Origin of the sequence: Cupriavidus basilensis (genome assembly GCF_000876015.1) — a bacterium.
Taxonomy (GTDB): Bacteria; Pseudomonadota; Gammaproteobacteria; order Burkholderiales; family Burkholderiaceae; genus Cupriavidus; species Cupriavidus basilensis_B.
Genome location: NZ_BBQM01000014.1, coordinates 171,221 through 185,138 on the forward strand (window position 1 = coordinate 171,221; position 13,918 = coordinate 185,138).

13 protein-coding genes are annotated in these 13,918 nt (G+C 69.6%); 4 read left to right on the forward strand and 9 right to left on the reverse strand.

The window, feature by feature from the left end; translation table 11 throughout:
- Positions 1-39: 39 nt before the first annotated feature.
- A complete protein-coding gene (locus tag KF708C_RS13425; RefSeq protein ID WP_156173816.1) occupies positions 40-1,380 on the forward strand; it encodes an Nramp family divalent metal transporter in 1,341 nt (446 codons plus the stop codon).
- A 931-nt stretch (positions 1,381-2,311) separates the two neighbouring features.
- Here the strand turns inward: KF708C_RS13425 and KF708C_RS13430 are convergent.
- The 5 genes from KF708C_RS13430 to KF708C_RS13450 form a co-directional block, all read right to left on the reverse strand.
- Positions 2,312-3,490 carry an MFS transporter gene (locus KF708C_RS13430; RefSeq protein ID WP_059412144.1) on the reverse strand — a complete coding sequence of 393 codons (1,179 nt, stop codon included), beginning with the start codon at positions 3,488-3,490 and terminating at the stop codon, positions 2,312-2,314.
- An 84-nt stretch (positions 3,491-3,574) separates the two neighbouring features.
- Positions 3,575-4,075 (reverse strand): GAF domain-containing protein, encoded by a 501-nt coding sequence (locus KF708C_RS13435; protein WP_059412149.1) that lies wholly within the window; start codon positions 4,073-4,075, stop codon positions 3,575-3,577.
- A 139-nt stretch (positions 4,076-4,214) separates the two neighbouring features.
- Entirely contained in the window at positions 4,215-4,586 is a 372-nt protein-coding gene (locus KF708C_RS13440; RefSeq protein WP_059412151.1) for a HepT-like ribonuclease domain-containing protein, read from the reverse strand.
- A complete protein-coding gene (locus tag KF708C_RS13445) occupies positions 4,583-4,873 on the reverse strand; it encodes a nucleotidyltransferase family protein (protein WP_059412153.1) in 291 nt (96 codons plus the stop codon). The genes KF708C_RS13440 and KF708C_RS13445 overlap by 4 nt, the downstream gene beginning before the upstream one ends.
- Positions 4,874-4,967: 94 nt before the next feature.
- Positions 4,968-5,843 carry a LysR family transcriptional regulator gene (locus KF708C_RS13450; RefSeq protein ID WP_059412155.1) on the reverse strand — a complete coding sequence of 292 codons (876 nt, stop codon included), beginning with the start codon at positions 5,841-5,843 and terminating at the stop codon, positions 4,968-4,970.
- Positions 5,844-6,045: 202 nt separating this feature from the next.
- Here KF708C_RS13450 and eno point away from each other — a divergent pair, with 202 nt between their 5' ends.
- Positions 6,046-7,329, forward strand: a complete 1,284-nt coding sequence (gene eno, locus KF708C_RS13455) for a phosphopyruvate hydratase (RefSeq protein WP_059412157.1) — start codon at positions 6,046-6,048, stop codon at positions 7,327-7,329.
- Between the two features lie 24 nt (positions 7,330-7,353).
- Here the strand turns inward: eno and msrA are convergent, their stop codons facing one another.
- The 3 genes from msrA to msrB form a co-directional block, all read right to left on the reverse strand.
- On the reverse strand, positions 7,354-8,088 hold the full coding sequence (gene msrA, locus KF708C_RS13460) for a peptide-methionine (S)-S-oxide reductase MsrA (RefSeq protein ID WP_059412158.1): 735 nt from the start codon (positions 8,086-8,088) through the stop codon (positions 7,354-7,356).
- Positions 8,089-8,206: 118 nt separating this feature from the next.
- A complete protein-coding gene (locus KF708C_RS13465; RefSeq protein ID WP_059412159.1) occupies positions 8,207-10,000 on the reverse strand; it encodes a cytochrome c biogenesis protein DipZ in 1,794 nt (597 codons plus the stop codon).
- 34 nt (positions 10,001-10,034) lie between these two features.
- Entirely contained in the window at positions 10,035-10,547 is a 513-nt protein-coding gene (gene msrB / locus KF708C_RS13470) for a peptide-methionine (R)-S-oxide reductase MsrB (protein ID WP_029043549.1), read from the reverse strand.
- A 185-nt stretch (positions 10,548-10,732) separates the two neighbouring features.
- On the opposite strand from msrB, the gene KF708C_RS13475 reads away from it, so the two are divergent.
- Both KF708C_RS13475 and KF708C_RS13480 read left to right on the forward strand, forming a co-directional pair.
- Entirely contained in the window at positions 10,733-11,464 is a 732-nt protein-coding gene (locus tag KF708C_RS13475; RefSeq protein WP_020202753.1) for a response regulator transcription factor, read from the forward strand.
- Positions 11,461-13,008, forward strand: coding sequence for a HAMP domain-containing sensor histidine kinase (locus KF708C_RS13480; protein WP_231586471.1), 1,548 nt, complete (start codon positions 11,461-11,463; stop codon positions 13,006-13,008). Before KF708C_RS13475 ends, KF708C_RS13480 begins: the two co-directional genes overlap by 4 nt.
- On the opposite strand, the gene KF708C_RS13485 is transcribed toward KF708C_RS13480, so the two are convergent.
- Entirely contained in the window at positions 12,997-13,773 is a 777-nt protein-coding gene (locus KF708C_RS13485; RefSeq protein WP_020202755.1) for a GntR family transcriptional regulator, read from the reverse strand. The genes KF708C_RS13480 and KF708C_RS13485 overlap by 12 nt on opposite strands.
- Positions 13,774-13,918 lie beyond the last annotated feature (145 nt).

A 13,918-nucleotide genomic window follows, 5' to 3' on the forward strand; every position in this document is an offset into this window, starting at 1 on the left:
GGCCCCGCCGGCGCGCCAACCACCATGCCAGAGCCAATCATGCCTCCCAGCCCAGACCAGCTTGCCCTTCCCGCCGCGTCCGCGGACGCTCGGCTTGCCCCGCAGCTGCCGCGGCGGGCCGCCTTTCTCGGCGCCGGCGCGCTGGTGGCGGTCGGCTACATGGACCCGGGCAACTGGGCCACCGCCATTTCCGCCGGCGCCAGGTACGGCTACGGCCTGCTCGCGGTGGTGGCCGCCGCCAGCGTGGTGGCCATGCTGCTGCAATGGATCGCCGCGCGCATCGGCGTGGTCACGGGGCGCGACCTCGCGCAGCTCAGCCGCGAGCGCTTCGGCCGGCGCACCGTGATCGGCCTGTGGCTCGCCAGCGAGATCGCCATCATCGCCTGCGACGTGGCCGAAGTGGTCGGCACCGCCGTGGCGCTGCAACTGCTGCTGCACGTGAACCTGTGGGTCGGCGTGCTGCTCTCCGCCGTCGGCACTATCGCCATGCTGGCCGTGCAGCGCCAGGGCCGGCGCACGCTCGAAGCGCTGGTGGCCGGGCTGATCCTGCTGGTGGCGCTGTGCTTCGTCGCCCAGCTGGCGATGGCGCAGCCCGACTGGGCCGCGGCGGCCGGCGGCTTCGCGCCTTCGGCGCAACTGGTGCGCGACGCCGGCATGCTGTGGCTGGCCGCCGGCATCGTCGGCGCCACCGTGATGCCGCACAACCTCTACCTGCACTCCGCGCTGGTCAGCAAGTTCGCGCCGCGGTCGCAAGCCGGCCAGCCGGCGGCAACGCGCGCGCCCCGGGCCGCGGACGCGCCCGCCGTGGCGGCGGCGCTGCGCGGCGTCAACCTCGACACCATCGGCTCGCTGACCTTCGCCTTCCTCGTCAACGCCGCGCTGCTGATCCTGGCCGCCGCCGCGTTCCACGCCAGCGGCATGACCGAAGTCAGCGACCTCGCCGACGCGCACCGCCTGCTGGATCCGCTGCTCCACTCGCAATGGGCCAGCCTGCTGTTCGCCGGCGCCTTGCTGGCCTGCGGCCTGAACTCCACGCTCACCGGCACGCTGGCCGGGCAAGCGGTGATGGAAGGCTTCCTCAACCTGCGCATCTCGCAGACCCGGCGCGCGCTGCTCACGCGCGGACTGGCCATCGTGCCGGCGCTGGCGGCGGTGGGGGTGTTCGGGCAGCACGGCTCGGCCGAACTGCTGGTGGCCAGCCAGGTGGTGCTCAGCCTGAGCCTGCCGCTGGCGGTGGTGCCGCTGATCCTGTTCGCGTCCAACCGGGAACTGATGGGCGCGTGGCGCGTGCGCGGCGTGCCGCTGGTGTTGGCCTGGGTTAGTGCGGGGGTTATTCTTTTTCTTAATGGGGCGTTGCTTTGGCAGGGGGTAATTGGTTAATTTTTTTATTGATTTTAAATTCCTTAGACTCTTAAAGTCAAAGGATTAACTTCAAAGTCAACGGCTTAAAGTCAACATCAAATTCAAAGGCTTTCGCTCCTCCGGAGCGACTTACTTTCTTTTGTCCGAAAAGAAAGTAAGCCAAGAAAGCGGACTGCCTGGCCGGCAGGGGCAGAGCCGAACAGGGTTGCTGGCTGTTGGTGGTTTCGTGGTGGGGTTCGTGGTTCTGCTGGGATTCTGCCGGTACCGGTTCTAGCGGCCACGTTCTCTCGGGTGGTGTTCGATTCGTGGTGGCGCTGCATGATGGCATAGACCCAGGCCCTTCGGGCTGCTGCCGCGACCGGGGCAAATGCACACGGCAGAGGGACGGTGCTGGTTTCGTGGTGGGCGCGGTGGCCCCCATTTGATCTCAGTGCCAAACGGTTTTGACTTGAGAGGTAATCCGGGTCAAAGCAACCCAACACACTCGCGCGGGGTCCACCACGCCCACCACGAAAACATGAGGGTGCTATGTCGTGGCCGCCCGAGTCGGTAACGGCAGATGGTCGAACCAGCAGTGCGCTCGCCATCATAGGTCCGACCCCGAAACCCATACCGCCAGCCAGATCGTGGCCAGCCGAACCGGTAACGGCAGGATGCCAGCAGAACCACAGGCCCCACCACGAAACCAATAACCCTCGAAATCCCAACGTTTCTGCCCCTGCCGGCAAGGCAGCCCGCTTTCTTTGCCTACTTTCTTTTCGGGGAAAAGAAAGTAGGTCGCTCCGGGGGAGCGAAAGCCTTTGACTTTGACGTTCAGCCGTTGACGTTCAGAAGTTGACTTTGACGTTCAGCAGTTGACGTCAAATCCAAGCTTCCAAAGCTTCCGAATCTTCGAAATCAGCGCAAATCCAGGCAGACTAGCCCAATCCAGAAACCCAGGCGCAAGCGGTCAGCCCGCGCCGGCCACGTCCATCAAGCGTGCTTCCCGCGCCCGCAGCACCAGCGCCGCCGCCAACCCGACCGCGCACATCGCCGCCGTAAGCAGGAACGCCCGTCCGCCCACGCTGGCGAACAGGAAGCTGCCCGCGAACACGCAGGCCGCCGTCAGCAGGCCGGTGCAGGCGGCGTAGAGTCCCGTGCCGCTGGAGAGCACCTGCGCGGGCACGCGCGTGCGCACGTACTGCGCCGCGCCAAGCTGCGTGAAGCCGAGCGTGGCGCCTTGCAGCAGTTGCGCGAGCATGGCCACGCCGGGGGTCTGCGCCAGGCCGGTCAGCGACCAGCGCAGCACGCCCGCCGCGCAGGCCAGCGCGATCAGCGCCGGCGGCGAGATGCGCGCGGCCAGCAGCGAGCCGCAGGTGAACGCCGTGATCTCGGCCAGCACGCCGAGCGCCCACAGGTAGCCGATGGTCGAGGCGGAAAACCCCACGCTTTTCCAGTACAGCGCGCTGTAGCTGTAGAAGAAGCCGTGGCAGGCCTGCGAGACCGCCGCGCTGGCCAGGAACAGCGAAAAGCCGGGCACTTGCAGCACCTGCAGCAGCGGTCCCTTGACCGTGTGGCGCACGGCGATGTCGTCATTGGGCAGCATCAGCGCCAGGATGCCCTGCCCGAGATAGGTCACAAGGAAGGCGATCGCGATCACTTCGGTGCCGGCGCGGTCCACCAGCCAGCCCAGCGCCACCGACACCGCCACCACCGACATCGAGCCCGCGCTGCGCAGCCGGCCGAAATCGAGGCCGTAGCGCGGCACGCCGGCCAGCGCCATCGATTCGCTCAACGGAATCAGGCTGGCCGAGAAGGCTTTGGTGGCGAGGAACACCAGCAGCACGCCGACGAAGCCCTCGGCGCTGAACAGCAGCCCGGCGCTGAGCACGGAGCCGCCCACCAGCGCCAGCAGGATGGCCTTGCGGCTGCGGTACTGGTCGGCGATGGCGCCTACCGCCGGATTGACCAGCACCGCCAGCGCGGCGCCGAGCGCCATCACCAGCCCGGTCTGCCGGTCGTCCAGGCCCTGCGCGCGGATCCACAGCGGGAAAAAGCTGATGGTGATGGCGACCGGCGCGTACAGCGCGATGTAGTACAGATAGAACGCGGCGACGGGGTGGCGGATGCTGGCGGCTTGGGTGGTCACGGATGGTTGGCGGATCGGTGCTTGTTGTTGTTGTTGTTTGGCGGCGCGGCCAGCATGGCCGGTCGCGCCGCTACCGGCAGCGGGTCAGGCGCGCGACCAGCCCAGTTCCACGAAGACCCGGCACAGCGCTTCCATGCCGGCGGCGTCCTCGTTGTCGAAGCGGCCCGCGACCGGGCTGTCCACGTCCCACACGCCGATCAGCGTGCCGTCGGCGGCAACCAGCGGCACCACGATTTCCGATTGCGAGGCGGCGTCGCAGGCGATATGTCCGGCAAACGCATGCACGTCCGGCACGATCTGGGTGGCGCGGGTCTGCGCGGCGGTGCCGCACACGCCCCGGCCCAGCGCGATGCGCACGCAGGCCGGCTTGCCCTGGAACGGCCCGACCACCAGTTCCCGGCCGTCATGGAAATAGAAGCCCGCCCAGTTCAGGTCTTGCAGCGAGTGATAGACCAGCGCCGAGAAATTCGCGGCATTGGCGATGCGGTCGGTCTCGTCGGCCAGCAGTGCGCGGGCCTGCGCCACCAGTTCCTGGTATTGCGCGGACTTGGATTGCGGGGTGGCGTCGGTGGGGAGGTGGAACATGGCGGCTGGAATGAGAGCGGAAAAAGGCTGCGCCATTGTCTCATTCCCGCGTTCCGGGCGGTGTTCCGAAGTGCAATATGGCGGTGTCGGGCGGGCGGTCGCGCGGTCCGGCTCGCGGCCGTGGGCGAGGAGCAGCCGGTCAGCCAATATCCTGGCGAAGAGACTGGCGCGATATTTCCACTTGCCGGCGCAGCCCGGGAAGGTCGTTCTGGAGGGTTTTCCACACAATTTCCAGATCGACCGCGAAATAGCCGTGCGCCACCGCATTGCGCATCTGATAGGCGAAGGCCAGCGGCAACTCAGGGTGCGCCGCCGCGAATTCCGGATAGTGGTCCTCGATGTTGTGGCTCGCTTCTCCGATGATCTCGATGTTGCGGACTACCGCGTCCTGCGCCATTTCGTTCGCAAGGAACGCCATCTCGTCCATCCCCTTCGTGTAGCGGGCAATCCGGTCGATGGCTTGCAGAACGTGCTCCAGATAATCGGCCAGCCGTTGCTTGTCCCGGCTCATACCGGCACCGCTTCGGCAAGCACGATGTCCCGGAATTTCTCGGGCAGCGCCTTCGGCGTCAGCACGTCGACGGGCACGCCGAGCAGTTGAAGCAATTCATGCCTGATGGCGCCGATATCGAACAGTGTCGTCTCCGGTGTCGGGTCGACCAGGATATCGAGGTCGCTGCCTTCCGCATCTTCGCCGCGGACGACCGAACCAAAGACGCGTGCATTGCGGGCCCGGTGGGATTCCACCACGCGCCGGATCGCCTCGCGGTGGGAGGCAAGTGCCTGAGAGGGTTTCATGGCTTGCAGACCTGTTTTCCAGAGTGGACCCGCTTCGCGGGTGCGCCAGCACACGGTGACTATCATATAGCGAACCGGCGCGCGGCTCGAAGCCTCATGATCCGCCTTCCTCCCCCTCTGCCCCCAACGTCCCCCGCAGCCACCCGATGAACACATCCATGTCCCGCGGCAGTTCGCGCGCGGCGGGCACCGCCATCAGCCCGCCCGCGAAGCGCACGAAGCCGTGCGGCGCGACGAGCTGGCCGTCGCGCAGTTCCTTGTGGATCAGGCGTTGCTCGACCAGCGCCACGCCGGCGCCGGCGAGCGCGGCTTCGATGCACAGGTGGGTGTGCGGGAAGGTGAGCTCGCCGCCGTGCGCGATGGACTTGCCGGACAACCGCTGCCACTGGTCCCAGGCGCTGGAGGTGAAGTCGTGGGCGATGCGCACGGCGGCGCGCAGCGGGGTCTTGTACGCCGGCGCGCGCACCGGGCCGAAGGTGGCCGGCGCGAGGTAGAGCGCGCGCCGGCGGTCGGCCTCGGCGTAGGCGCTGAGGTCCCAGGCGATGACCACGTCGGCGCCTTCGGTGCGCATCTCGCGCGCGGAGGTCATGGACAGGCGGATGCGGATGTCGGGCCGCAGCCGGTAGAAGTCCACCAGGTGCGGCACCAGCCAGCGCATGGCGAAGGTGGCGCTGCAGGCCACGTGCAGGCTGGGGCCGCGCGCCTGGTCGAGCAGGCGGCCGTAGCCCTGCTCGAGCTGGTCGAACACGGCGCGCACCACGTCGTACATGGCCTGGCCGCGCGCGTTCAGGCGCACGCCGGTGCCGTCCTTGTCGAACAGCGTGGTGCCGGCGTGTTCCTGCAACTGGCGCAACTGGCGGCTGACGGCGCCGTGCGTGCGGCACAGCTCCTCGGCCGCGCGGGTGATGGAGCCGGTGCGCGCGGTGGCCTCGAAGGCGCGCAGCGTGGACATCGGGGGCAGGGTCCGCATGGCGTGAATATGCAAAAAACTGACGAATTGGGAAGAATAACTTGGTTTTGCCGGAGGCTTGTTCTCCCTAACATGCCATCCATCGAGTGCGTTGTGGCGGGAAGGAGCGCTTCTCCCACGCGGCGGAACATCCGTCAGCGTGAAGATTGCTCACGAAGCCGCGGCGCCGCAGGCGGTTTCTTTCAGGCAACGGAGCGGCAGGATGAGCGAGATCAGTCAGGTGCAGGGATACGAGGTGCTGGATAGCCGTGGCAATCCCACGGTGGAGGTGGAGGTCACGCTGGCCGACGGCGCGACGGGCCGGGCGACGGTGCCTTCGGGCGCATCCACCGGCGCGCGCGAGGCGGTGGAACTGCGCGACGGCGACCCGGCGCGTTATCTCGGCAAGGGCGTGAGCCGCGCGGTGGCGGCGGTGAATACCGAGCTGCGCGCGGCGCTGGCCGGCGTGGACGCGCGCGACCAGCGGCGGGTGGACGGCATCATGGCCGCACTGGACGGCACGCCGGACAAGGGCAGGCTCGGCGCCAACGCGCTGCTGGGCGTGTCGCTGGCGGTGGCGCACGCGGCGGCGGCGTCGGGACGGCAGGCGTTGTTCGCGCATCTCGGCGGGCCGCAGGCGCATGTGTTGCCGGTGCCGATGATCAACATCGTCAACGGCGGCGCGCATGCGGACAACGCCATCGACTTCCAGGAATTCATGATCGTGCCGGTGGGCGCGCCGGACTTTGCCGAAGGCGTGCGCATGGCCTCGGAGGTCTTCCACACGCTGCGGCTGGACCTGAAGGCGGCGGGCTTCAACACCAACGTGGGCGACGAGGGCGGCTTCGCGCCGGACCTGCGCGCGGCGGACGAGGCGCTGGACTTCATCCTGCGCGCGGTGGAGCGCGCCGGCTACCGCGCCGGCACGGACGTGGCGCTGGCCATCGACCCCGCCGCCAGCGAGTTCCACGAGAACGGCAGCTACGTTTACCGCGGCGAGGGCGTGACGCGCAGCGCCGAGGCGCAGGTGGACTACCTCGCGGGGCTGGTGGCGCGCTACCCGATCGTCTCGATCGAGGACGGCATGGCCGAGGACGACCTCGACGGCTGGAAGCTGCTGACCGCGCGGCTGGGCGGGCGTTGCCAGCTGGTGGGCGACGACGTGTTCTGCACCAATGCCGCGCTGCTGCGGCAGGGCATCGAGGCCGGCGTCGCCAATGCGATCCTGGTCAAGGCCAACCAGATCGGCACGCTGACCGAGACGCTCGACACCGTGGGCGTGGCGCGGGCGGCGGGCTACGCGGCGGTGATGTCGCACCGCTCGGGCGAGACCGAGGACACCAGCATCGCCGACCTGGCTGTGGCGACCGGCTGCGGGCAGATCAAGACCGGCTCGGTCTCGCGCTCGGACCGCACCGCCAAGTACAACCAGCTGATCCGCATCGAGCGCGCGCTCGGCGCGCGGGCGCGCTACGCGGGCGCGGCCGCCTTCCAGCCGCGGGGCTGAAGGCGGCGCGCACCGGCCAGCGCGTCAGGAGCCGGCCACCTTCAGCAGCACCGGGTCGTTGCGGTACAGGTCCGGGAACATCTGCTTGAGGTAGCCGATCTTGGGCAGGTCGTTGACCACGATGTACGGATGGGCCGGATGCAGCGTGAGGAAGTTCTGGTGGTAGGCCTCGGCCGGATAGAAGGCCTTGTAGTCTTCCACGCGGGTGACGATGGGGCCGCCGAACACGCGCGCCTTGCCGAGCTGGGCGATGTAGGCCTGCGCCACGCTGCGCTGCTCGGCGGTGAGCGGGAACACGGCCGAGCGGTATTGCGTGCCGTGGTCCGGGCCCTGGTAGTCGAGCTGGGTCGGGTTGTGCGCCACCGAGAAGAACACCTGCAGCAGGCGGCCGTAGCTGACCTGAGCGGGATCGAAGGTGACTTGCACCGATTCGGCATGGCCGGTGTTGCCGCCGCTCACGGTCTCGTACTGCGCCGTGCCGGCCGCGCCGCCGGCGTAGCCGGAAGTGACCTGCTTGACGCCGCGCACGTGCTGGAACACGCCCTGCACGCCCCAAAAGCAGCCGCCCGCGAAGACCGCGGTCTCGGTCTGCGCGGCGGGTTTTTCGTCCTGCGCGGGCGGCGGGATCTTGACGGCATCCTCGGCGGAGTTGGCGCTTTGCCAGGCTACCAGGCCCGCGGCGAGCATGGCCGCGCCGGCAAGCTTGGCTCCGGCCGAGCGCGTCAGGCGGGAGAAGAGGGTGGTCGATTGCGTGGGCATGATGGTCTGTCCTTGGTGAGATCGGGTTGCTGGCGGAAAGTCAGCTTGTTGCTGGTGGTTTGCCCCCTCTCCCGCACGCGGGAGAGGGGAGAACACCGGCAGCAGGAGATGTGTCGAATCAGCCGAACGTAAAGGCATACGCCTCCACGCCCGGGTCCAGGAATTCGATGGAAAACGTGTGGTCGGCGACCGTGCCGGGCTGGCGCACGAGCTGGTACAGCCGCTGCTCCGTGACCGTGCCGCTGCCGTCCGCCGCCACGTCCATGCCGCGCGCGTCGCCCGGCGCGGCGCCGTCGATGCTGACGCGGAAGCGCACCGGCTTGCCGTCCTGGCCCGGGCCCAGCACCAGGTGCAGGTCGCGCGCGTGGAAGCGGTACACGATGCGGCCGTCCTTGCCGGCCAGCGTGGCGTGCTCCGCGCCGACGGTCCAGTCGCCGGCCAGGCCCCAGTCGTTGAGCGCGGGCCGGGCCGGCGCGGCGTAGGTGCGCGGCTTGTCCTGCGCCTGGCCGCCCGGCGAGGCGAAGTGCTCGGCGCGCTCGTAGCCGATGTAGGTCTCGCCCGAGCGCACGTCGGCCTTGTCGGAAGCCATCTGCACGCCTTGCTCGGACGCCGCGCCGATGCCGGTGGCGACCGTGGCCGCGCCGGCGTGGCCGGCCTCGGCCAGCAGTTGCCGGATCACCTGCTCGGAGCGCGCGTATTCGCCTTCGCCGAAATGGTGGAAGCGGATCTGGCCCTTGGCATCGATGAAATAGTGCGCCGGCCAGTACTGGTTGTTGAAGGCGCGCCAGATGGCGTAGTTGTTGTCGATGGCCACCGGGTAGTCGATGCCGAGGTCGCGCATGGCCTTCTGCACATTGCCGACGTTGCGCTCGAAGGCGAACTCCGGCGCGTGCACGCCGATCACGACCAGCCCCTGGTCGCGGTACTTCTGCGCCCATGCCTTGACGTAGGGCAGGGTGCGCAGGCAGTTGATGCAGGAGTAGGTCCAGAAGTCCACCAGCACCACCTTGCCGCGCAGCGCTTCGGCGGTGAGCGGCGGGGAGTTCAGCCACTGCACGGCACCCGTCAGCGCGGGCAGCTGGCCTTCGACCGGCAGCGCCGGGGCGGCGTCTGCGCCGACCGCGCGCATCATCGCGCTGGAGGCCGCCATCATGGCCGGGCCGCCAGCCGTGTCGGCCGCCGGCGCGGGGCTGCTCGCCAGCCGGTCCACCAGGTGCTGCTCGATGCCGCCGGTGGCCACGGTCGACACGCGCGCCAGCACGCCGGTGTCCAGCCCCAGCCCGATCGCCACCACGCCCAGCAGCATGGCCGCGCCGATGCCGCGCCGCAGCCATTCGCCCGCGCCCAGCGAGCGCTTCATCGCGGTGAACACGCGCCCGCCGATCAGCAGCGCCACCGCCAGCGAAGTGGCCGCGCCGGCCGCATACGCCACCAGCAGCAGCGTGGTGCCCGCGCTGGCGCCGCGCAGCGCGGCGCCGGTCAGCACGAGGCCGAGGATGGGGCCGGCGCACGGCGCCCACAGCAGGCCGGTGGCGATGCCGAGCAGGAAGGACGAGCCGGGCCGCACCTGCCCGTCGGCCTGCGCGAAGGCCGACAGGCGGCTGCCGGCGCTGACTAGCGGGTGCATCAGCCGCTCGGCCAGCCGCGGCAGCAGCAGCGTCAGGCCGAACACGGCGAGCAGCGCGATGGCGAGCCAGCGGCCGTACTGGTTGGCCTGCGTCACCCAGCCGCCGCCCACCGCGGCCAGCGTGGCCACGGCGGCGAAGGTCAGGCCCATGCCGGCCAGCAGCGGCAGGCCGCTGCGCAGGAAAGGCTGGTCCGCGCGCGAGAACACGAACGGCAGCACGGGCAGGATGCACGGGCTCAGGATGGTGAGCGCGCCGCCGAGATAGGCGAGTACGATGAGAAACATGGCGTGGTCCAGATGTGGTGGTATGCCGGGCGCGTCAGGCGGCCTGCGGGCGGAAGGTCATCGCCACGCCGTTCATGCAGTAGCGCAGGCCGGTGGGCTTGGGGCCGTCGTCGAACACGTGGCCGAGGTGGCCGCCGCAGCGGCGGCAGTGCACCGCCGTGCGCGTGGTGCCGAAGCTGCGGTCCTCGGTGGTGCCCACGGCGTGCTCCAGCGGCGCCCAGAAGCTGGGCCAGCCGGTATGGCTGTCGAACTTGGCGCGCGAGGAGAACAGGTCGAGCTGGCAGCCGGCGCAGGCGAACACGCCGGCGCGGTGCTCGTTGTTGAGCGGGCTGCTGTAGGGGCGCTCGGTGCCTTCCTGGCGCAGCACCTCGTACTGGGCCGGGGTCAGCAGCTGGCGCCACTGCGCGTCGGTCTTCATGACCTCGAAGACCTCGGCCGGCTTGCCCGCGCCGGCGGGGCCGGCCGCCAGGGCGCGCCACCCGCCCGCCACGGCGATGGTCGCCACGGCGGCACCGCCCGACAATAGAAAGCGCCTTCTGCTGCCCATGATGTACTCCTTGCGTGGGTTCCACGAATCGATGGACGCATCCTATGGCCGGCGCGATCCCGGAGTCCTCACGAAAGGTTAAATTAAATGTGATAACTCGGCGGCGCGGAATTCTGCACAATGGCTGCGCGGGCGCCATCCGCCTTTCCGTCTTTTCCGTCTTTTCACCGTTCCTATCGCCGCCAATGGACCATCCCAAGCGCATCCTGATCGTCGAAGACGACGTCGACATCGCCAACGTGCTCAGCCTGCACCTGCGCGACGAGCGCTACGAAGTCGTGCACAGCGCCGACGGCAACGAAGGCCTGCGCCTGCTCGAGCAGGGCAACTGGGACGCGCTGATCCTCGACCTGATGCTGCCCGGCGTGGACGGGCTGGAGATCTGCCGGCGCGCCCGCGCGATGGCGCGCTACACCCCCATCATCATCACCAGCGCGCGCTCCAGCGAGGTGCACCGCATCCTGGGGCTGGAGCTGGGCGCCGACGACTACCTCGCCAAGCCGTTCTCGGTGCTGGAGCTGGTGGCGCGCGTCAAGGCGCTGCTGCGCCGGGTGGACGCGCTGGCGAAGGACCTGCGCGTGGACGCGGGCAGCCTGGTGCTGGGCGGGCTGTCGATCGACCCGATCGCGCGCGAGGCCACCGTGGACGGCCGGCGCATCGAGCTGACGCCGCGCGAGTTCGACCTGCTGTATTTCTTCGCGCGCCACCCGGGCAAGGTGTTCTCGCGCATGGACCTGCTCAACGCCGTGTGGGGCTACCAGCACGAAGGCTACGAGCACACCGTCAACACCCACATCAACCGGCTGCGCACCAAGATCGAGGCCGATCCGGCGCAGCCCGGCCGCATCCTCACGGTGTGGGGACACGGCTACAAGCTGGCGGCCGGGCCCGCCGGCGCGCCGGGAGACGCGACATGAACACCCTCACCGAGAGCGCGGCCGAAACCACCGGCGTTGCGCAGGAGCGGCCCGCGCGCCGCGGCCCGCGCTTCGGCCTCACGCTCACGCAGCGGCTGTCGCTGGTGTTCTCGGTGCTGCTGCTGGCCTGCTGCGGCGCCTCGGCGTGGCTGCAGGTCCGCTCCAACGACATGCACGAGAAGGAGGTCATCCAGGACCTCTCGCGCGGGCTGGCCGCGCACATCGCGCGCAACGCCGTGCTGATGGATGCCGACGGCCTCAAGCCCGAGGCGCTGCGCCAGTTGTTCGGCCAGTTGATGGTGGTGAACCCGAGCGTGGAGGTCTACCTGCTCGACGGCCAGGGGCATGTCGTGGGCCACGACGCGCCGGCCGGGCGCCTGCAGCGCGAGCAGGTGGACCTGCAGCCGGTGCGCCGCCTGCTGGCCGGCGGCGCGTTGCCGATCCTCGGCGACGACCCGCGCAGCGCCACCGGCCGCAAGGTGTTCAGCGCCGCGCCGCTGCGCTCGGGCGGCTATATCTACGTGGTGCTGCTGGGCGAGACGCACGACGAGCTGGCCGCGCGCGTGTCGGCCAGCTCGGTGCTGCGCACCACGCTGTGGTCGATGGCGCTGGTGGCGGCGCTGGGCCTCGTGGCCGGGCTGGTGGCGTTCGGCCTGATCACGCGGCCGCTGCGCCGGCTGACCGAGGCCATGCGGCGCTTCAATGCCGACGCCGACCCGGAAACCGCGCCCGCGGCGCAGCCGGGCCTGCTGCGCGCGTCCGCCGCGGGCAGCCGCGACGAGATCGCCGCGCTCGAAGCCGCGTTCGCGCAGATGGCCGGGCGCATCGCCGAGCAATGGCGCGCGCTGACCAAGCAGGACCAGGAGCGGCGCGAGCTGGTGGCCAATATCTCGCACGACCTGCGCACGCCGCTGACCTCGCTGCAGGGCTACCTGGAAACGCTCTCGCTCAAGGCCGACACGCTCGGCGACGCCGAGCGCCGCCGCTACCTCGCCATCGCGCTGGCGCAGAGCGTGAAGGTGGGGCGGCTGGCGCAGTCGCTGTTCGAGCTGGCGCGGCTGGAGCACGGCATCGTGCAGCCCGCGCTGGAAGCGTTCTCGCTGGCGGACCTGCTGCAGGACGTGTTCCAGAAATTCGAGCTGCCGGCCGAGGCGCGCCAGGTGCAGTTGCGCGCCGGCATCCCGCCGCGGCTGCCCGCGGTGACGGCGGACCTCGGCATGATCGAGCGCGTGCTGACCAACCTGCTGGACAACGCCATCCGCCACACGCCCGCGCATGGCGCCGTCGATGTCGACCTTGCCGTGGGCGACGGCAAGGTGTCGGTCACGGTCAGCGACACCGGCCCCGGCATCGCGCCGGCCTTGCGCGAGCGTTTGTTCCAGCGCGCCTTCAGCGCGGGCGCGCACCGCGGCGGCGGGCTGGGGCTGCTGATCGTGCAGCGCATGCTGCAGCTGCACCACAGCCAGATCCGCCTGCTCGAGCGCGAAGGCGCGGGCGCGGTATTCCGCTTCGAGCTGCCGGTGGCCGGGCGCTCAGTTGGATAGCAGCAGCCGGCGCGGATTGGGCGGGATCGCGATGGTCTGGAAATAGACCGCGTCGCCGCGCTTGTCGAACGCGCGGATCTCCAGCGTCGCGCCCGCGGTGCCCGGCTTGACGCCGATGGCGCGGCACGCGGCCGGCGGGAACACGCCGACCGTCAGCGTCTCGGCAAAGTGCGTGACCGCCTGGCGCGCCTTGCGCGCGAGGAATTCCTTCAGGTTGATGCCCTGGAGCGCCTCGACCGGCTCCTCCTCCAGTTCCGGGAAGCGGCCCTGCACCACGTAGAAGCTGGTGAACAGGTCGAACTCGTTGTTGACCGAGAAGATGCGGTCCACGCGGTGCCACGCGGCGCCGGGCAGGTGCGCCGACCACGGGCCGCTCTCGGTGACGGTCTGCTTGCCGATGGCGTGCGAGAAGATCGGCAGGATCTCGCCGCTGCTTTCGTCGAGGAAGCGGCAGTGATAGAAGGGCGCCGTCATGGGCCGCTCGCCGGCGGCCACGAAGGTGCCGGAGCCTTGCCGGCGCACCACCAGCCCGTCCTCGGCGAGGCTGGCCAGCGCGCGCTGCACGGTGCCCAGGCTGAAGCCGCTGATCTGCGCCAGGGTTTCCTCGGCCGGCAGCTTGTCGCCGCCGCGCAGGCGCGTGTCGTCGATCGCGTCGGACACGGCGTCGCGCAGTTGCAGGTATTTCGGCAGGCCGGAGCGCTCGCGCGCGCGCAGCGTGTCGGGCAGCCATTGCGCGATGGCATCCACGCCAGGTGCTTCCATCATCTTTTCTTCCTCTTCTTGCGGGCCATCCTGCCGGCGCGCGCCTTGCCGCGCCCGGACCGCCTCGTCTCAAGCAACCATCAACGGCCGCATCAATGGCCATTTGACAGTTTCGTTTCCGTGTCTATACTAGCAGCACTGTAGTCCT